General features: G+C 44.2%; 21 protein-coding genes and 1 pseudogene. 20 read left to right on the forward strand and 2 right to left on the reverse strand.

The features are described 5' to 3' along the window. Nucleotides 1-14 precede the first annotated feature (14 nt). From AB5618_RS13670 to AB5618_RS13715, 10 genes are all read left to right on the forward strand, one after another. Entirely contained in the window at nucleotides 15-590 is a 576-nt protein-coding gene (locus tag AB5618_RS13670; protein WP_148461279.1) for a chromate transporter, read from the forward strand. Further along, the gene (locus AB5618_RS13675) at nucleotides 587-1156 is read left to right on the forward strand and encodes a chromate transporter (protein WP_148461337.1); all 570 of its coding nucleotides are present in this window, start codon (nucleotides 587-589) and stop codon (nucleotides 1154-1156) included. Before AB5618_RS13670 ends, AB5618_RS13675 begins: the two co-directional genes overlap by 4 nt. A 91-nt stretch (nucleotides 1157-1247) precedes the next feature. Then, nucleotides 1248-1790: a TIGR00730 family Rossman fold protein gene (locus tag AB5618_RS13680; RefSeq protein WP_148461280.1), complete on the forward strand. Its 543-nt coding sequence runs from the start codon at nucleotides 1248-1250 to the stop codon at nucleotides 1788-1790. Nucleotides 1791-2233: 443 nt separating this feature from the next. After that, a complete protein-coding gene (hrcA, locus tag AB5618_RS13685; protein WP_173716405.1) occupies nucleotides 2234-3274 on the forward strand; it encodes a heat-inducible transcriptional repressor HrcA in 1041 nt (346 codons plus the stop codon). 16 nt (nucleotides 3275-3290) lie between these two features. Then, nucleotides 3291-3953, forward strand: a complete 663-nt coding sequence (gene grpE, locus AB5618_RS13690; RefSeq protein ID WP_226815526.1) for a nucleotide exchange factor GrpE — start codon at nucleotides 3291-3293, stop codon at nucleotides 3951-3953. A gap of 115 nt (nucleotides 3954-4068) precedes the next feature. After that, the gene (gene dnaK, locus AB5618_RS13695; protein WP_148461282.1) at nucleotides 4069-5952 is read left to right on the forward strand and encodes a molecular chaperone DnaK; all 1884 of its coding nucleotides are present in this window, start codon (nucleotides 4069-4071) and stop codon (nucleotides 5950-5952) included. Nucleotides 5953-6103: 151 nt separating this feature from the next. Then, complete coding sequence (gene dnaJ / locus AB5618_RS13700; protein ID WP_118578560.1) at nucleotides 6104-7291, forward strand: molecular chaperone DnaJ; 1188 nt, start codon at nucleotides 6104-6106, stop codon at nucleotides 7289-7291. 160 nt (nucleotides 7292-7451) lie between these two features. Continuing rightward, a complete protein-coding gene (locus AB5618_RS13705; protein WP_226815525.1) occupies nucleotides 7452-8132 on the forward strand; it encodes a phosphatase PAP2 family protein in 681 nt (226 codons plus the stop codon). A 145-nt stretch (nucleotides 8133-8277) separates the two neighbouring features. Continuing rightward, complete coding sequence (prmA, locus tag AB5618_RS13710) at nucleotides 8278-9231, forward strand: 50S ribosomal protein L11 methyltransferase (RefSeq protein WP_195379281.1); 954 nt, start codon at nucleotides 8278-8280, stop codon at nucleotides 9229-9231. Nucleotides 9232-9233: 2 nt separating this feature from the next. Further along, a complete protein-coding gene (locus AB5618_RS13715; RefSeq protein WP_195379282.1) occupies nucleotides 9234-9980 on the forward strand; it encodes a 16S rRNA (uracil(1498)-N(3))-methyltransferase in 747 nt (248 codons plus the stop codon). Here the strand turns inward: AB5618_RS13715 and AB5618_RS13720 are convergent. Continuing rightward, nucleotides 9977-10147 (reverse strand): annotated as a pseudogene (locus tag AB5618_RS13720) (DUF6783 domain-containing protein); the annotation flags it as partial. The gene AB5618_RS13715 and the pseudogene AB5618_RS13720 sit on opposite strands and share 4 nt — an antisense overlap. Here AB5618_RS13720 and AB5618_RS13725 point away from each other — a divergent pair. The 3 genes from AB5618_RS13725 to thiI all read left to right on the forward strand — a co-directional run bounded on the left by AB5618_RS13725 (nucleotide 10070) and on the right by thiI (nucleotide 12613). Beyond that, nucleotides 10070-10258 carry a DUF6783 domain-containing protein gene (locus AB5618_RS13725; RefSeq protein ID WP_306467803.1) on the forward strand — a complete coding sequence of 63 codons (189 nt, stop codon included), beginning with the start codon at nucleotides 10070-10072 and terminating at the stop codon, nucleotides 10256-10258. The pseudogene AB5618_RS13720 and the gene AB5618_RS13725 overlap by 78 nt on opposite strands. Further along, a complete protein-coding gene (locus AB5618_RS13730; RefSeq protein ID WP_118578554.1) occupies nucleotides 10195-11349 on the forward strand; it encodes a cysteine desulfurase family protein in 1155 nt (384 codons plus the stop codon). The genes AB5618_RS13725 and AB5618_RS13730 overlap by 64 nt, the downstream gene beginning before the upstream one ends. An 82-nt stretch (nucleotides 11350-11431) precedes the next feature. Continuing rightward, nucleotides 11432-12613, forward strand: a complete 1182-nt coding sequence (thiI, locus tag AB5618_RS13735; RefSeq protein WP_118578552.1) for a tRNA uracil 4-sulfurtransferase ThiI — start codon at nucleotides 11432-11434, stop codon at nucleotides 12611-12613. Between the two features lie 91 nt (nucleotides 12614-12704). On the opposite strand, the gene AB5618_RS13740 is transcribed toward thiI, so the two are convergent. Then, complete coding sequence (locus AB5618_RS13740) at nucleotides 12705-12941, reverse strand: HPr family phosphocarrier protein (protein ID WP_021925019.1); 237 nt, start codon at nucleotides 12939-12941, stop codon at nucleotides 12705-12707. A 295-nt stretch (nucleotides 12942-13236) separates the two neighbouring features. Between AB5618_RS13740 and mtaB the strand changes: the two genes are divergently transcribed. The 7 genes from mtaB to AB5618_RS13775 all read left to right on the forward strand — a co-directional run bounded on the left by mtaB (nucleotide 13237) and on the right by AB5618_RS13775 (nucleotide 18646). Beyond that, a complete protein-coding gene (gene mtaB / locus AB5618_RS13745) occupies nucleotides 13237-14568 on the forward strand; it encodes a tRNA (N(6)-L-threonylcarbamoyladenosine(37)-C(2))-methylthiotransferase MtaB (RefSeq protein WP_368366845.1) in 1332 nt (443 codons plus the stop codon). A 145-nt stretch (nucleotides 14569-14713) separates the two neighbouring features. After that, a complete protein-coding gene (locus AB5618_RS13750; RefSeq protein ID WP_021925017.1) occupies nucleotides 14714-14986 on the forward strand; it encodes an IreB family regulatory phosphoprotein in 273 nt (90 codons plus the stop codon). A 2-nt stretch (nucleotides 14987-14988) separates the two neighbouring features. Next, entirely contained in the window at nucleotides 14989-15438 is a 450-nt protein-coding gene (ruvX, locus tag AB5618_RS13755; RefSeq protein ID WP_118578548.1) for a Holliday junction resolvase RuvX, read from the forward strand. Then, complete coding sequence (locus tag AB5618_RS13760; protein ID WP_118578546.1) at nucleotides 15425-15679, forward strand: DUF1292 domain-containing protein; 255 nt, start codon at nucleotides 15425-15427, stop codon at nucleotides 15677-15679. The genes ruvX and AB5618_RS13760 overlap by 14 nt, the downstream gene beginning before the upstream one ends. A 196-nt stretch (nucleotides 15680-15875) precedes the next feature. After that, complete coding sequence (locus AB5618_RS13765; protein WP_256144471.1) at nucleotides 15876-17738, forward strand: ribonuclease J; 1863 nt, start codon at nucleotides 15876-15878, stop codon at nucleotides 17736-17738. Between the two features lie 11 nt (nucleotides 17739-17749). Next, nucleotides 17750-18088: a YlbF family regulator gene (locus AB5618_RS13770; protein ID WP_256144468.1), complete on the forward strand. Its 339-nt coding sequence runs from the start codon at nucleotides 17750-17752 to the stop codon at nucleotides 18086-18088. A gap of 9 nt (nucleotides 18089-18097) precedes the next feature. Next, entirely contained in the window at nucleotides 18098-18646 is a 549-nt protein-coding gene (locus tag AB5618_RS13775; protein ID WP_148461291.1) for an endolytic transglycosylase MltG, read from the forward strand. The last annotated feature ends 2 nt before the right edge of the window (nucleotides 18647-18648 follow it).

An 18648-nucleotide genomic window follows, 5' to 3' on the forward strand; every position in this document is an offset into this window, starting at 1 on the left:
CAGGAGTGCCAGAAATGGAAGAAAAACAAAGAAATAAAAGATATGTGCTGCGGAAGCTTTTTTTTGCCTCTTTATATCTTAGTACGTTTACTTTTGGCGGCGGATATGTGATCGTTACTTTATTAAAGGAGAAATTTGTGGATCAATATCACTGGATCGATGAGGAAGAAATGCTGGATCTGGTGGCAATCGCACAGTCATCTCCAGGAGCGATTGCAGTAAACGGAGCAATTGTGGTGGGATACAAGCTTGGGGGAATACCGGGAATGCTGCTGTCTGTTCTGGGGGCTATTATTCCGCCAATGGTGATCCTGTCCCTGATTTCCTTGTTTTATGATGCATTCCGCTCTAATTATTACATAGCAGCTCTTTTGAAAGGCATGACTGCCGGCGTAGGTGCTGTGATCATTTCCGTGGTATACGACATGGGGAAAAACGTGGCGAAGTCAAAAGACTGGGTAAATGTGATTATTATGGTCATCAGTTTTTGTGCAAGCTATTTTCTGAAGGTGAACATTATTTATATAATACTTATTGTGGCTGTATTTGGATTTGCGCGTACATTTGTGAAGGAGGGATGGAAAAAATGATTTATCTTCAGCTCTTTTTCAGTTTCCTTCAGATCGGTGCATTAAGCTTTGGAGGCGGATATGCAGCAATGCCTCTTATACAGGAACAGGTAGTGACTATGCATGGCTGGATTTCCATGGAAACTTTTTCGGACCTTGTGACCATTGCAGAGATGACCCCTGGTCCTATTGCAGTAAATTCCGCAACCTTTGTAGGAACCAGGATTGCAGGTCCTGGGGGCGCAGTGGTGGCTACTCTTGGCTGTATTTTACCCTCCTGTATAATTGTAACCCTGCTGGCATATATTTACACGAAATATCGGAAAATGTCCCTTCTCCAGGGAACTCTTACATCCCTTCGTCCGGCGGTTGTGGCCATGATCGCCAAGGCAGGAGTTACCATTTTAGTATCATCTTTTTTTATAAATGGTGCAGTGGAACTGTTTCGGGAAAACATATGCATTCGAATGGTGGTATTCTTTACTGCCGCACTGGTGCTTTTGAGAAAATATAAAATGAATCCCATTCTGGTGATGGTTTTGTGCGGTGTGGCCAATATGGCGTTTTGCGCGGCTGTCGGAAGCTGACTGGAAAAGATATGCCAGCTGACTTTCGTATATGGTGCTGCCGCAGGTGGGCAGCACCTGTGTTTAGAAGAAAAATAAGGAGGACAACAGATTGAACATATGTGTATATGGTGCTTCAAGTGCGCTGCTTAAAAATATTTATTATGAAAAAACAGAAGAGCTTGGAAGAGCAATGGGAAAAAGAGGTCACGGTCTGGTGTTTGGCGGCGGAGCTACCGGAATGATGGGAGCAGCAGCCAGAGGCGTGGCAGCAGAAAATGGTTACATACTTGGAATTGCTCCCCGATTTTTTGACCAGCCTGGAGTTCTGTATGAGAAATGCACGGAATTTATTTTCACAGAGAATATGAGAGAGCGCAAAAAACTTCTGGAAGAAAAATCAGATGCTACGATCGTAGCACCTGGCGGAATTGGTACCTACGAGGAATTTTTTGAGATTTTTACCTTGAAAAGCCTGAAACGTATTGACCGCCCAATTGTGCTGTATAACATTGACGGATATTATGACAAGATGAAAGCATTGCTGGAGTACACAGCAGAAGAGAAATTCATGGATTTTTCCGTGCTGGATCTGGTAGTTTTTCTGGATGAGCCGGCGGCAGTTCTTGATTATCTGGAAAATTATAAAAAATAGAGGCTGCTATTCAGCAGGTACTGTTTTGCGAAACGTATAACTGTGAAGATACTGAACAGTTACAAAACGGACATGTCGCTTATGGGCGGTATTCCTATACAGGAAAGAAGATGTCAGGGGAAATTTTCTCAAGGCATCTTTTTCATTTATGCGGCAGCAAACATAAGACTGCGTTGGCAGATACCTGGTAGTATCTTTGTTACCCCCAAAGGTATTGCAGTAAGGAGAATTTAGCCGGAATGGTAAAGTATAGGGTAAAAATCATCAAAAAAGATGAAAAAAATTTGTAAAAAATATTGACAAAAGGAATACTGAGGTGTATCTTAAGAACATAGATGTTAGCACTCCTAAATAATGAGTGCTAACAAAAGGAATTCGAAGAAGCCAGACGGAAATCAGAATCAGGTTTGACCGTCTGCTTTTCAGGAAGGAGCAGATATTTCATGGATGAAGTATTAGATGAGCGCAAACGGAAAATACTGAAAGCAATCATCAAAACTTATATGGAAACAGGCGAGCCTGTAGGTTCCAGAACTATTTCCAAGTATCCGGATCTGAATGTCAGCTCTGCTACCATCCGAAATGAGATGTCCGACCTGACGGATATGGGCTACATCGTACAGCCCCACACCTCAGCCGGAAGAATTCCATCAGATAAAGGCTATCGCCTTTATGTAGATGAGCTTACCAGGGAGAAGGAAGCCGAGATCGCAGAAATCCGTGATCTGATGATTGAGAAATCAGATAAGATGGATAAGGTGCTCAAGCAGGTGGCGAAGGTTCTTGCCACGAATACCAATTATGCGGCTATGGTTGCGGTTCCCCAGTATAAGGGAAGCACCCTGAAGTTCATTCAGCTTTCACGAGTCAATGAGCGGCAGCTGATTGCCGTAGTTGTATGTGAGGGTAATGTCATTCGGAACCAGATCATTAATATTGATGAGGAGATGGATGACCAGACGATCCTGAAGCTGAATCTTCTTCTTAACACGAACCTGAACGGCGTACCCATCCAGGATATTAATCTGGGCATGATTGCCAGATTGAAAGAACAGGCGGGTAGCCACAGCGGTGTGGTTGCAGATGTGCTGGACGCAGTCGCAGCTACGATTCACGTGGACGAAGAAGATATGAAAGTATATACATCGGGAGCGACCAACATATTTAAGTATCCAGAGCTTGCAGATACATCCAGAGCCAGTGAGCTGATTTCCACTTTCGAGGATAAGCAGGAACTTGCGGATATGGTCCGTGAGGAAATGGGAGATCCGGAGAACACAGGAGTTCAGGTATACATCGGGGATGAAGTTCCGGTACGTACCATGAAAGACTGCAGTGTGGTCACAGCTACTTACGAGCTGGGAGATGGAATGCGTGGAACTATTGGAATTATCGGTCCCAAGCGAATGGATTACGAGAATGTAGTGGACAGCTTAAAGAAATTAAAAGTCCAGCTTGACGAAATGGTAAATAAGAAAACCTAGAAAGGCGGTTGAAAGCGTGTCAGAAGAAATGAATAAAGAAGCCGAAGTACAGGAAGAAGCAGTTGACATTCCGGTAACAGACGGAAGCGAAGAAGAGGCAGCAGATACAGCCCAGACAGCAGAAGAGGAGACTTCCGAAGAACCTGCACAGACAGAAGAAACTGAGCAGTCAGATCAGGAAGCAGAATCTCAGAAGGAACCGGAAACCAAGACAAAAACTTCTTTCTTCGGCAAGAAGAAAAAAGAGAAAGATAAATTTGAACAGCAGGTCGAGGAGCTTACAGACAGACTGAAGCGCAGCATGGCTGAATTCGATAACTACCGTAAAAGAACGGAGAAAGAGAAATCCAGCATGTACATCATCGGTGCCAGGGACATCGTTGAAAAAATGCTTCCGATCGTGGATAACTTCGAAAGAGGTCTTGCACAGGCACCGGAGGATGATCCATTTGCAGAAGGCATGAAGATGATCTATAAGCAGATGATGACAGCCTTTGATGAGATGGGTGTGAAGCCAATCGAAGCTGTAGGCAAGGAATTTGATCCGAATCTGCATAATGCAGTGATGCATGTGGAGGACGAATCCGTTGGCGAGAACATCGTCGTAGAGGAATTCCAGAAGGGATATACTTACAAGGATTTCGTTGTAAGACACAGTATGGTAAAAGTTGCTAATTGACAGAGAGCAGCTTGGAGAATCAAACTTCATCGACATTTTCTAAAAACAAAGTATAAATGTTACTGTTCGTGCAATGGACAGCAACCATGAATTTTTAAACAGGAGGAAAATTATCATGGGAAAAATCATTGGTATTGACTTAGGTACAACAAACAGCTGTGTAGCTGTTATGGAAGGTGGACAGCCAACCGTTATCGCAAATACAGAAGGATCCAGAACAACACCATCTGTTGTAGCATTCACAAAGACAGGTGAGCGTCTGGTAGGTGAGCCTGCAAAACGTCAGGCAGTAACAAACGCAGAGAAAACAATCTCTTCCATCAAGAGAGAGATGGGTACAGATTACCGTGTAACAATCGACGATAAGAAATATTCCCCACAGGAAATTTCTGCTATGATTCTTCAGAAACTGAAAAAAGACGCTGAAGGATACCTTGGAGAGTCTGTTACAGAAGCAGTTATCACTGTTCCGGCATATTTCAATGATGCTCAGCGTCAGGCAACCAAGGATGCTGGTAAGATTGCAGGTCTTGATGTAAAACGTATCATCAACGAGCCTACAGCAGCAGCTCTTGCATATGGTCTTGACAATGAGAAAGAGCAGAAGATCATGGTTTATGACCTTGGTGGTGGTACATTCGATGTTTCCATTATTGAGATTGGTGATGGCGTTATCGAAGTTCTGGCAACAGCTGGTAACAACCGTCTTGGTGGTGATGACTTTGACCAGAGAATTACAGACTATATGCTTTCTGAGTTCAAGAGAACAGAGGGCGTTGACTTAAGCAACGATAAGATGGCTCTTCAGAGACTGAAAGAAGCTGCTGAGAAAGCTAAGAAAGAGCTTTCTTCCGCAACAACAACCAATATCAACCTGCCATTCATCACAGCAACAGCTGAAGGACCGAAGCATTTTGATATGAACCTTACAAGAGCTAAATTTGACGAACTTACACACGATCTTGTTGAGAAAACAGCAGAGCCGGTTCGCCGTGCACTTTCTGATGCAGGTCTTACTGCTTCTGATCTTGGACAGGTGCTTCTGGTTGGTGGATCTACACGTATCCCGGCTGTACAGGATAAAGTAAGACAGTTAACTGGCAAAGAGCCAAGCAAGGCCTTGAACCCAGATGAGTGTGTTGCACTTGGTGCTTCTATCCAGGGTGGTAAGCTTTCCGGTGAGGCTGGTGCAGGTGACATCCTTCTTCTTGATGTTACTCCACTTTCCCTGTCCATCGAGACAATGGGTGGTATTGCAACACGTCTGATCGAGAGAAATACAACTATTCCGACCAAGAAGAGCCAGATTTTCTCCACAGCAGCTGATAATCAGACCGCTGTAGATATCAATGTATTACAGGGCGAGCGTCAGTTCGCGAAAGACAACAAGTCCCTTGGACAGTTCCGTCTGGATGGAATTCCACCAGCACGTCGTGGTGTTCCGCAGATTGAGGTTACATTCGATATCGATGCCAACGGTATTGTAAATGTATCTGCTAAGGATCTTGGAACAGGTAAAGAGCAGCACATTACAATCACAGCTGGTTCTAACATGTCCGAGTCTGATATTGACAAGGCTGTTAAAGAAGCTGCTGAGTTCGAAGCTCAGGATAAGAAACGTAAAGAGGCAATTGATACAAAGAACAATGCAGACTCCATGGTATTCCAGGTTGAGAATGCACTGAAAGAAGCAGGCGATAAACTGGATGCAAATGACAAAGCTTCCGTAGAGGCTGACTTAAATGCATTAAAAGATATCCTTGCTAAATATGCAAATACAGATGAGATCGGAGATGCTCAGGTCGCTGAGATCAAAGCTGCTCAGGAGAAGATGATGGAAAGTGCTCAGAAGCTTTTCGCAAAGATGTATGAAGCACAGAACCCACAGGGCGGTGCTGGTCAGGCAGGCCCGGGACCGGACATGGGAGGAGCTTCCCAGGGCGGTAACGAGGCAGGTTACGGCGATGATGTTGTAGATGCTGACTACAAAGAGGTTTAATTGAATAATAAGTTCCAATATTTCGGAACATGAAACTACAGCCCGGTCATGATTCATGACCGGGCAGTGGTGGTGAAAGACATATTACAGGAATTGCGCCGCTGGCGTCTTCCATAAGATAACCAAATACAAAAAGTTAGGAAAAGAAATCATGGCTGATAAAAGAGATTACTATGAAGTCTTAGGCGTTGATAAGAGCGCCGATGACGCTACATTAAAAAAAGCATATCGTCAGCTTGCCAAGAAGTATCATCCCGATGTAAATCCGGGAGATAAGGAAGCTGAAGCGAAATTCAAAGAGGCAACAGAGGCTTACAGCGTCTTAAGTGACCCGGACAAGAGAAGACAGTATGATCAGTTTGGTCATGCCGCTTTTGAAAACGGCGGCGGTGGCGGAGCAGGCGGTTTCGGCGGCTTTGATTTCTCCGGCGCAGACATGGGTGATATCTTCGGAGATATTTTCGGAGATCTGTTTGGAGGCGGCGGAAGCCGCAGACGTGCCAATAATGGACCTATGAAGGGTGCAAACCTGCGTGCACGCGTGAATATCACCTTTGAGGATGCTGTATTTGGCTGTGAGAAAGAACTTGAGATTACTCTGAAAGATGAATGTACTTCCTGTCACGGTTCTGGAGCTAAGGCTGGTACCTCACCGGTTACCTGTCCGAAATGTAATGGTGAAGGACAGATCGTTTACACCCAGCAGTCCATGTTTGGCATGGTTCGTAACGTTCAGGTGTGTCCGGATTGTCATGGTACTGGCAAAATTATCAAAGATAAATGTCCGGATTGCCGTGGTACCGGCTACATTTCCAATCGCAAAAAAATTAAGGTATCTATTCCAGCTGGTATTGACAATGGTCAGAGTATCCGTATCCGTGATAAAGGTGAACCTGGCACAAATGGAGGTCCGAGAGGCGATCTGCTGGTAGAAGTAAATGTAGCACGCCATCCGATTTTCCAGAGACAGGATATGAATATTTACTCTACTGCACCGATTACTTATGCACAGGCAGCGCTTGGCGGCGAAGTCAAACTGAATACAGTAGATGGAGAAGTTCTCTATGAAGTGAAACCAGGAACTCAGACAGATACCAGAATCCGTCTGAAGGGAAAAGGTGTTCCGTCCCTTCGAAACAAGAATGTTCGCGGTGATCACTACGTAACTCTGGTTGTTCAGGTACCAACCAACCTGAATGAGGACGCGAAAGAAGCTCTCCGCAAATTTGACGAGGCATGCGGCAATCGTCCTGCAGGCAGTGCCGGCGATAGCACAGAAAAGTCCGAAAAGAAGAAAAAAAGCTTCATGGACAAATTAAAAGAGACCTTTGAAGAGTAAAAAATCAGTTTTTCCATAAAAGAATAAAGAAAAGGGGAGATATCCTCTTTTCTTTTTTTGTTACTTATTGTATATTAAAGGGTAGCCGCAACGTTACTGTCCGTGCTGCTGGTCAGGAAATGAGCAGTAACATCGCAAGAGTCCGGAAAGGAGTTTTGCCTTGAAAACAAAGAAAAGAGATTTGTTAAACCGATATATCCCCCTGTGGTCTATTGTACCTCTTGTGACCATCATGGCAGTGAATTGTCTGATTTACTGGGGAAGCAGTGCGCTTACAGCTGGCAGGTATCACTTTGATTTTACGATGGCATTTGACAGGGAAGTTCCTTTACTGCCTGTATTTGTGTGGTTTTATATTCTGGCATTTCCATTCTGGGCGGTGGGGTATTTGCTGGCGGCAAGGCGTGGTAAGGATATGTTTTACCGGTTTGTTGCCACAGATCTGACCATACATTTTATTTGCTTTATCTGCTTTATTTTAATACCGACCACCAATATAAGACCGGAGATCCCAGGAAATACCCTTTCGGAAAAGATTCTCGCTCTGGTATATTCCCTAGATGGCGGGAACAGTCCTTCTAATTTGTTTCCCTCTATCCACTGCTATGTGAGCTGGATGTGCTGGAAAGGTGTGGAAGGCTCAGAGAAGGTGCCGAAATGGTATCAGAGATTTTCTCTGGTATTTGCAATTCTGATCATTATCTCTACCCAGGTGCTGAAGCAGCATTACATTGTGGATGCAGCAGCGGCGTTGCTTCTGGTAGAGTTTTTCTGGAGATTTTATCAGAAAGGGCAGCGACATAAGTGGGTTGTGCATGTTTTTGCACATAAAAAGAAGTAACATGGACATAAAAATCCAGTAATTGGTCAGGTGAATTGAAAAATCAGAATAAAGTAACAGATAACAACCGTTTCGAAAGATGTTAAAAAATACCATATTGTGATTATGAAGAAACAGCTTTCAATAATAAGATTGGAGAAATAGTATGAAGTGGAATCGCTTTACCATCAAAACAAAAACAGAAGCAGAAGACGTTATCATCTCTGCCCTTGCAGACGTTGGAGTTGAGGGCGTAGAGATTCAGGACAAACAGCCCCTTACCGAGACAGATAAAGAGCAGATGTTTGTGGATATTATGCCGGAAGGTCCAGCGGATGATGGAATCGCCTATCTGAATTTTTATCTGGAAGAGGACACAGAAACTGCACCTGTTCTCGAGAAAGTACGTGCTGTCCTTGAAGAAGTACGCGGATACATGGATATCGGCGAAGGTACCATCACAGAATCCCAGACAGAGGACAAAGACTGGATCAATAACTGGAAGGAATATTTCCATCAGTTCTATGTAGATGACATTCTTATTGTTCCATCCTGGGAAGAAGTGAAGGAAGAAGATAAAGATAAGATGATCCTTCACATTGATCCAGGTACAGCTTTTGGAACTGGTATGCACGAGACTACCCAGCTGGTAATCCGTCAGCTGAAGAAATTTGTGACAAAAGACACCCAGATGCTGGATGTTGGAACCGGAAGCGGTATTCTTGGAATTGTAGCTTTGAAGCTGGGCGCTGCTCATGTTGTGGGAACTGACCTTGATCCCTGTGCAATTCCGGCAGTGGCTGACAATAAAGAGGCTAACGATATTAAGGATGAGACTTTTGACATGCTCATTGGAAATATCATTGATGATAAAGAAGTTCAGGATACGGTTGGATATGAGAAATACGACATTATAACAGCCAATATCCTGGCAGATGTACTGGTGCCTCTCACACCGGTTATCGTAAATCAGATGAAAAAGGGTGCTTACTATATCACCTCTGGAATCCTGGACGTGAAAGAAGAAGTAGTGGTAAAGGCAGTGAAGGATGCCGGGCTTCAGCTGGTTGAGGTAACCCATCAGGGAGAATGGGTATCTGTCACGGCCAGAAAGGAATAATTATGCAGCGCTTTTTTGTGGAGCCTTATCAGGTTCAGGAAGAAGAACACAGGATCACTCTTACAGGTCCGGATCTGAACCATATGAAAAATGTTCTGCGCATGCGCATTGGTGAGGATGTGTGGATCAGCGATGGCAGTGAGAAGGAATATCACTGTACCATAGAAGAATTTCAGGAGGACAGCGCAGTTCTTCATATCCTTTATGCTCAGGAATCCCAGTATGAGCTCCCAAGCCGGATTTATTTGTTCCAGGGTCTTCCCAAAGGGGATAAAATGGAACTGATCATTCAGAAGGCTGTGGAGCTTGGCGCCTACGCTGTTGTTCCAGTTGAAACAAGGAGATGTGTGGTGAAGCTGGATGCAAAGAAAGCGCAGAAGAAGGTTACCAGATGGCAGCAGATTTCCGAGAGCGCAGCTAAGCAGTCTAAGCGTATGCTGATCCCGGAAGTGAAAAATGTAATGAACTGGAAAGAAGCACTTGCCTTTGCAAAAGGACTGGATGTGGTTCTGATTCCTTATGAGCTTGCCCAAGGTATGAAAGAGACCCGGGAAATCCTGGCGGCAATTCAGCCTGGACAATCTGTGGGGATTTTTATTGGCCCGGAAGGCGGTTTTGAGGAGGAAGAAGTGAGAGATGCCATGGAAGCCGGAGGGAAACCGGTGACCCTGGGAAAAAGAATCCTGCGCACAGAGACAGCAGGTATGACCATGCTGTCTATTCTGATGTATACGCTTGAGTCTGTTTAAAAATATTTTAGCAATCTGCAAGACGTGCCAGAGCCTGTTTGAAAAATCATTTCAGCAATCTGCACGCCCCACTTTGCGGTATGCTTCACCTGAATTCGGCTGCCGCAGCTCGCTGCTGCGCCCTTATCCGGGTAAAGGCTTCCGCAAATTGTGATGCACATCTTGCAGAAAGCCTTTTTTTAACATGCTCTGGAAAAAAGAGGAAAAGTAAGAAATGGAAGCATATTTTGATAACTCTGCTACCACAAGATGTTATCCTGAGGTGGCAGAGATTGTAGTAAAAACAATGACAGAGGATTTTGGAAATCCTTCTGCCATGCATTTAAAAGGTGTGGAAGCGGAAAAGTATGTCCGTGAAGCTGCACAGATACTTGCCAAAATTCTCAAGGTAAATGAAAAAGAAATCATTTTCACCTCTGGCGGAACAGAGTCAAATAATCTGGCCTTGTTTGGCGGAGCGGATGCAAATAAAAGAAGCGGAAACCATATTATCACCACCTCAGTGGAGCATGCAGCTGTAGGACAGCCCGCAGAGCGCCTGGAACAGATGGGATATGAGGTGACGATAGTACCTGTAGATCACAGGGGTGTGGTTCAGCTGGAGGCGTTAGAGAAGGCTTTGCGCCCAGATACGATTCTGGTATCTACTATGTATGTAAACAATGAGGTTGGTGCCGTGATGCCAGTAGAAGAGATTGCAAAACTGGTTCATGAGAAAAGCCCGAAGGCTCTGTATCATGTAGATGCGATCCAGGCATTTGGAAAATACCGTATTTATCCCAAAAAGGCAGGAATTGATATGCTCTCTGTGAGCAGCCATAAGATTCACGGGCCTAAAGGTGTAGGATTTTTATATATCAATGAGAAAGCCAGGATTCAGCCTCAGATCTTAGGCGGCGGCCAGCAGGCCGGTATGCGGTCCGGTACAGATAATGTACCTGGAATTGCAGGACTGGGTGTTGCTGCAAAGATGGTCTACACGGATTTTGATAAGAAAATTGAGCATATGTATCAGCTGAAGGAACGCCTTGCAGAAGGTTTTCTGAAACTTCCTGATGTTCGTCTCAACGGAATGGAGATAAGAGAAGGTGCACCTCAGATCTTAAGCGCCAGCTTTCTGGGCGTGAGAAGCGAAGTGCTGCTTCATACTCTGGAAGAAAAAGGCATTTATGTTTCAGCCGGAAGCGCCTGCTCCAGCCACAAAAGAAAAGCTGCCGGAACCTTAAGTGCAATGGGAATGGAAGCAGCCCAAAGAGAAAGTACGCTGAGATTCAGTTTTTCAGAGGAAAATACATTTGAAGAAGTGGATTATGCATTGGAAGTGATCGGGCAGGTACTGCCTATGCTTCGGAGATATTCCAGACACTGATGCAGTGAGGAAAAGAAGAATGAAATGCAGCGCCGGGGAAAGTCCGGCAGCCGCATAAAATAAAGAAACAGGAGGAAATCAAATGATATTTCACGCATTTTTAATAAAATACGCAGAAATAGCTATCAAGGGTAAAAATCGATATCTGTTTGAAGATGCCCTTGTGAAGCAGATGAATATTGCTCTTTCTAAGATAGAGGGCGATTACCGCGTTGTGAAGGAGCAGGGCCGTGTTTATGTATTCTGTCCGGAGGAATACGATTTTGAGGAGGCTGTAGCTGCATTAAAAACAGTATTCGGTATTGTTTATATCTGTCCGGTAGTGATCTACGAGGACAAAGGATTTGAGCAGATGCGCTCTGACGTTGTGGAGTACATGAAGAATGTACATCCGGATTATCACGGCACCTTCAAGGTATATACAAGACGTGCAAAGAAGTCCTATCCGGTAAATTCCATGGAAGTAAGTGCAAGAATCGGTGAAAGCATTCTGGATGCTTTTCCGGAGGCAAAGGTGGATGTACATCAGCCTGAACTTACCGTTTCTGTTGAGATCCGTGAGAAAATTTATGTATATTCCAAGAGCATCAAGGGACCTGGCGGAATGCCGGTTGGAACCAATGGAAAGGCAATGCTGCTTCTTTCCGGCGGAATTGACAGCCCAGTGGCCGGATATATGATCGCAAAGCGAGGAGTTAAGATTGAAGCCGTTTATTTCCATGCTCCGCCGTATACCAGCGAGCGTGCGAAACAGAAGGTTGTGGACCTGGCGAAGCTGGTGGCAAAATACAGTGGACCGATCAGGCTTCATGTAGTAAATTTCACAGACATTCAGCTGTACATTTACGATCAGTGTCCACATGATGAGCTTACTATCATTATGCGTCGTTATATGATGAGAATTGCAGAGCATTTTGCAAAGAAGGATAACTGTCTTGGACTTATTACCGGTGAAAGCATTGGACAGGTTGCAAGCCAGACCCTGCAGAGTCTTGCAGCAACGAATGAAGTGTGTACATTACCGGTATATCGTCCGGTGATTGGGTTTGATAAACAGGAAATTGTAGAGCGTTCCTGGGAGATTGGAACTTATGACACTTCTGTTCTTCCATATGAAGATTGCTGTACTATTTTTGTCGCAAAGCATCCGGTTACAAAGCCGAATCTGAATGTGATTCGCAAGTCAGAGGAGAAACTGGCTGAGAAAATTGATGAACTGATGGAAGCGGCACTTAGCACTGCAGAAGTGATTGAAATCCAGTAAAAAAGTGGAAAAGTACTCAGAGACTGCATGAAGTCATCGAAAAAACAAAAAGAGGAACTGTGAACAGTTCCTCTGACAATCGAATATTTAATTATTCAACTGTATATTTGTCGATGATTTCCATAACGCTGTCAAGAGCAGCTCCGTCAGCATGGATATTGAGGTCGATCGGTTTGGATAAATCCAGGCTGAAGATACCCATGATAGATTTAGCGTCAATCACATATCTTCCGGATACCAGGTCGAAGTCGCAGTCAAATTTGCTGATCTCGTTTACAAATGCTTTCACTTTATCAATAGAGTTAAGTGAGATTTTTGCTGTTTTCATTGTGATATAACCTCCCTTGGATTGTTAGTAGTTTGCTTTACAGTACTCATATTACCTGTAGGCAGGATAAAAGTCAAGGTGAAAAAAGAGAAAAAATGGCAGCAGAATTAGTGAAAATGTATAAAAAATTTACAACATTACTGTGTACTGGTAATATTCCGCGGGATGCTTTTCGTGAATGAAATTTACAGAAGATCCGGGAAGTGCGGCACGAAATCACGTATTTGCATGAATTCTGTGCACCGCGGAGAAATTATCCTGCATGGTGTGGACAGTACTAGTTTTGGAGGAAAAAATGAAAAAAAAGGTTGCATTACACAATCTTGGATGTAAAGTAAACTCTTATGAGCTGGAAGCTATGCAGCAGCTTCTGGAACAGGCAGGGTATGAAATTGTACCTTTTGAACCAGGTGCTGATGTTTACGTAATAAATACCTGTACGGTAACAAATATTGCAGACCGTAAGTCCCGTCAGATGCTCCACAAGGCGAAAAAGATGAACCCGGATGCGGTGGTAGTAGCAACAGGATGTTATGTACAGACTGACGAGGGAAAACTGGAAACGGACGAAGCAGTAGATCTGGTACTTGGAAATAACCAGAAAAAAAATATTGTGGAAGTTCTGGCTGAATTTGAAAAAGAACACCAGCGTCAGGCTCATATTATTAAGATTAACCAGACAAAGGAATATGAAGAACTGGAAATCAGCCGTACAGCTGAGCATGTACGTGCTTATATTAAGGTGCAGGATGGCTGCAACCAGTTTTGCACCTATTGTATCATTCCCTACGCAAGAGGCCGCGTGCGAAGCAGGGAAAAAGAGAATATTTTAAATGAAGTGCACAAGCTGGCCAAAGCTGGCTACAAAGAAGTGGTGCTTACAGGAATTCATCTCAGTTCCTATGGAGTGGATTTTCCTGAGGACAAAAAAGAAACTTTGCTTTCTCTTATTCAGGCAGTAAATGAAGTGGAAGGAATTCAGAGAATCCGCCTTGGCTCCCTGGAACCGGGAATCGTTACGGAAGAATTTGCAAAAGAGTTGTCTTCTATGCCAAAAGTCTGCCCCCATTTTCATCTTTCCCTGCAGAGTGGGTGCGATACGACTCTTGAGAGAATGAACAGACGATATAGAAGTGCGGAGTATAAAGCAAGATGTGAACTTCTTCGCAAATATTTCGGAAATCCAGCGCTGACAACAGATGTGATCGTTGGTTTTCCAATGGAAACAGAAGAGGATTTCCAGGCCTCCTATGATTTTGTGAAAGATATTCATTTTTATGAAACCCATATTTTTAAATATTCCCGTCGCCATGGAACTAAGGCTGCGGCTATGTCCGGGCAGCTGACAGAGGCAGAAAAAGCTGTGAGAAGTGACAAAATGCTGGAGCTGCACCAGAAGCGTGCTGCAGAATATGAGACTTCTCTTCTGGGAAAGACTCTGGAAGTGCTTCTGGAGGAAGAAGTGGAGATTGATGGAAAAGCGTATTATCTGGGACATTCCAGAGAATATGTGAAAGTGGCGGTGCTGAAAACGGAGGAATACGGTGTAAATGATATTCTGGCGGTGAAAGTGGAAAAAACTTTGCAGCCACATATTTTGCAGGGAGAAGAAGTACAGGTTCTGTAGGGGCGTGACCGCGAAGCGTGTTACTGGTCGCGGAGAGAACAGTAACACACAATTGCGGAAATGACAGGCAATGCAAAATTAGGATTGTAATTTACACGTAATTATATTAAAATAAAAAAGAAATAATCGTAAGGACGTGAGAAAAATGGCAGAAAATAATCTGGGAAGTACACAATATTTCAGAACAAAACCAGATCAGGAGCTTGAAGTAAAAGAAATCCTGGACTTGGTTTACAACGCAATGGAAGAAAAAGGTTATAATCCTGTGAATCAGATCGTAGGCTATATTATGTCCGGTGATCCGACTTATATCACCAGTCATAAGGGTGCCAGAAGCATGATCATGAAGGTTGAGCGTGATGAACTTGTTGAGGAATTGCTGACCGAGTATATTAAGAACAGATCCTGGGAATACTGATTATGAGATTAATGGGATTAGACTACGGTTCCAAGACGGTGGGCGTTGCCGTCAGTGATCCACTGGGACTTACCGCACAGGGTGTGGAGACTGTCTGGCGCAAGCAGGAGAACAAGCTTCGCCAGACGATGGCACGGATTGAAGAACTGATTTCGGAATATCAGGTAGAGCGTATTGTACTTGGATATCCGAAGAACATGAATAATACTGTGGGCGAGCGGGCTGTGAAATCTCTTGAGTTTAAGGAAAAACTGGAAAAGAGGACTGGCCTGCCTGTTGTGATGTGGGATGAACGGCTGACTACGGCAGAAGCGGAGCGTACTTTGATGGAGACCGGTGTCAGACGTGAGAACAGGAAGCAGTTTCTCGATCAGATGGCTGCGGTTTTGATCTTACAGGGATACTTAGACCGAATGAATATGAATAAGGACGAAAATAATGGAGAAAATTAAATTTCAATCTGAGGATGGGATTATAGAATTTTTTGTGGAAGAACAGACTACAGTTGCAGGAATCACTTATCTTCTGGTTTCCGATTCACAGGACGATGAGGCAAACGCCTATATTATGAAAGATGTTTCAGAAGAGGGAAGCGAAGAAGCCAGCTATGAGATGGTAGAAGATGATGAAGAACTGGTGGCAATTTCCAAAGTATTTGAACAGATGTTGGATGACGTAGATCTTGAAATGTAATAATTTGCTGGGCAGATCGTGAACAGTGATGCGAAATCATGCTTTGCATGTTTTTGTGCATCGTAAAGCATGTAACCGTGAAAATACTGAACAGTTACCAGCCGAAACAAAATAAAGTCGCTTTATCCTGGTAGCGTGAGTTTGGAGGATAAAGTGCGCAAAATGGAGGATAGATTGATTGAAGACGGAAAATGAAATGAACAACAACGGGCAAAGGACTCCGGCAGCCGGAAACGGAACAAGAAAACCAAATTTCAGACATAAAAATTACAGATATAAGGCACAGCCGAAAAAGGACGGAAAAGATGGTCAGAAACAAGGACAGGATAAGCAGGCCAAGGGAAATTATAAACCTCAGTTCCGCGGTCAGGGTAAGCCTGCCTTAAAGAGACCACGCAAAAATAACAATGGCTCCAAGCTGAAGATCATTCCACTTGGTGGTCTGGAGCAGATTGGAATGAATATTACAGCTTTTGAGTATGAAGACAGTATAGTAGTAGTAGACTGCGGACTCGCTTTTCCAGAAGATGATATGCCGGGAATCGATCTTGTAATTCCGGATATTACCTACCTGAAAGAGAATATTTCCAAGGTGAAAGGATTTGTGATCACCCATGGTCATGAGGATCATATTGGTGCGCTTCCATATGTACTGAAGGAAGTAAATGCACCGATCTACTCCACCAAACTGACGCTTGCGCTGATCAGCAACAAGCTGAAGGAGCATAATCTGACTAAAACTACCAAGTTAAAAGAGGTAAAACACGGTCAGGTGATCAATCTTGGTGATTTTGCAATTGAATTTATTAAGACGAACCATAGTATCCAGGATGCATCTGCACTGGCTATTTATTCTCCTGTGGGAATCGTGGTACACACAGGTGACTTCAAGGTGGACTATACCCCTGTATTTGGAGATGCCATTGATCTGCAGAGATTTGCGGAAATCGGACGGAAAGGCGTTCTTGCCCTTATGTGTGATTCTACAAATGCGGAACGTCCGGGCTTTACCATGTCTGAGCGTACAGTTGGTCATGTTTTTGACAATCTTTTTAATGAATATAAGACTGCAAGAATCATTATCGCAACGTTTGCTTCCAATGTAGACCGTGTACAGCAGATCATCAATACCGCATACCGCTTTGGACGTAAAGTGGCAGTAGAAGGCCGCAGTATGGTAAATGTTATTACCACTGCCGCAGAACTTGGCTATCTGCGTGTTCCGGACCAGACTCTGATCGAGATCGACCAGGTAAAGAACTATCCGGATGAGCAGCTTGTTCTGATCACTACAGGAAGCCAGGGCGAGTCCATGGCTGCTCTTTCCCGTATGGCTGCCAATATCCACAAGAAGATTACCATTAAACCTAATGATGCAATTATTTTCAGCTCTCATCCGATTCCAGGTAATGAGAAAGCTGTATCCAAGGTTATCAATGAGCTTTCCATGAAAGGTGCCAAGGTTATTTTCCAGGATGCACATGTATCCGGACATGCCTGCCAGGAGGAAATCAAGCTGATCTACTCCCTTGTGAAGCCGAAATATGCAATTCCGGTACATGGTGAATATCGTCATCTGACTGCTCAGAAGCTTGTTGCAGAGGAACTTGGATATTCCAAGGACAATATTTTTATTCTGAAATCCGGAAATGTTCTGGAGATTGATGAGAATAGTGCGGCTGTTACTGGTTCCGTACACACAGGCGCAATTCTTGTAGACGGTCTTGGAGTCGGAGATGTTGGTAATATTGTACTTCGCGACAGACAGCACCTTTCCGAAGATGGTATTATGATCGTTGTCATGACATTAGAGAGACACAGCAATGTGGTACTGGCAGGACCGGATATTGTTTCCAGAGGCTTTGTGTATGTAAGAGAGTCAGAAGACCTTATGGATCATGCAAGAGAAGTGGTGGAGCTGGCTCTTGACGGATGTCTGGATAAAGGTATCACAGACTGGAGCAAGATTAAGGCAGCAGTGAAGGATGCACTTAGCGACTACGTATGGAAACGTACCAAGAGAAGTCCGATGATCCTTCCAATCATTATGGAGGCATAAGCAGAGGCGCGATGAACGAGATAAAAGACTGTATAGATGCACTTCTTGCAGCTGTACAGAACAGTGAAGAATATCAGGAATTTGAGAAATACAGAGATCTTCTGAAGGAGAACCCGGAGCTTATGGACCGTGTGAATACATTCAGAGGAAACAATTTCAGACTACAGAATGAAGCAAACAGAGATGAGCTGTTCCGGGGAACGGAGCAGCTCAACAGAGAATCCAGGGAGCTGCGCAGAGATCCCCTTGTAAACGCATTTCTTGATGCTGAGCTTACTCTTTGTAAACTTATGCAGAAGATATGCAGGACACTTACAGAGGGAATCGATCTGGACATTCCTGAGTTATAAGGAGGAAACATGGGTAATACAAGAGATCAGGTGGGAAAAGCAGGGCTTTTTGTAGCTGGTGGAATTTTCCGTACTGCTTTTTACGTCTGTGTTGCAGTGCTGATTTTCTGGATCGGCAAGTCGGCCTATCAGTTTGGCTACAATGTTTTTAACCAGCAGGCAGTCAGCCCGGGAGCAGGCCAGGAAGTGACAGTTGTGATTCCGGAAGGCTCATCCACTTATGAGGTAGCCAAGATCCTGAAAAGCAAGGGACTGATCGATGACAGTCTGGTGTTCTTTGCACAGGAGAAACTTTCTACATATAAGGGACAGATGCAGGCTGGAACTTATCTGTTAAGTACAGCTTACACTCCTACACGTATTATGGGGATTCTTGCTGGTGATGAGGAGCAGACTGGTGTTACGCAGGATACTGCCGCAGCAGCTGATACAGCGGCCCAGACAGATACTCAGACTACAGATGCAGGAACTGATACGGCTGATACCCAGAGTGCAGACGGTACAGCGGATACTCAGGCAGCTGATGGAACTGCAGGGGAAGGAGAGTCCGGACAGTGATC

Source organism: Ruminococcus sp. J1101004sp1_RTP21198st1_B9_RTP21198_201120 (assembly GCF_040924245.1).
Classification (GTDB): Bacteria; Bacillota; Clostridia; order Lachnospirales; family Lachnospiraceae; genus Blautia_A; species Blautia_A faecis.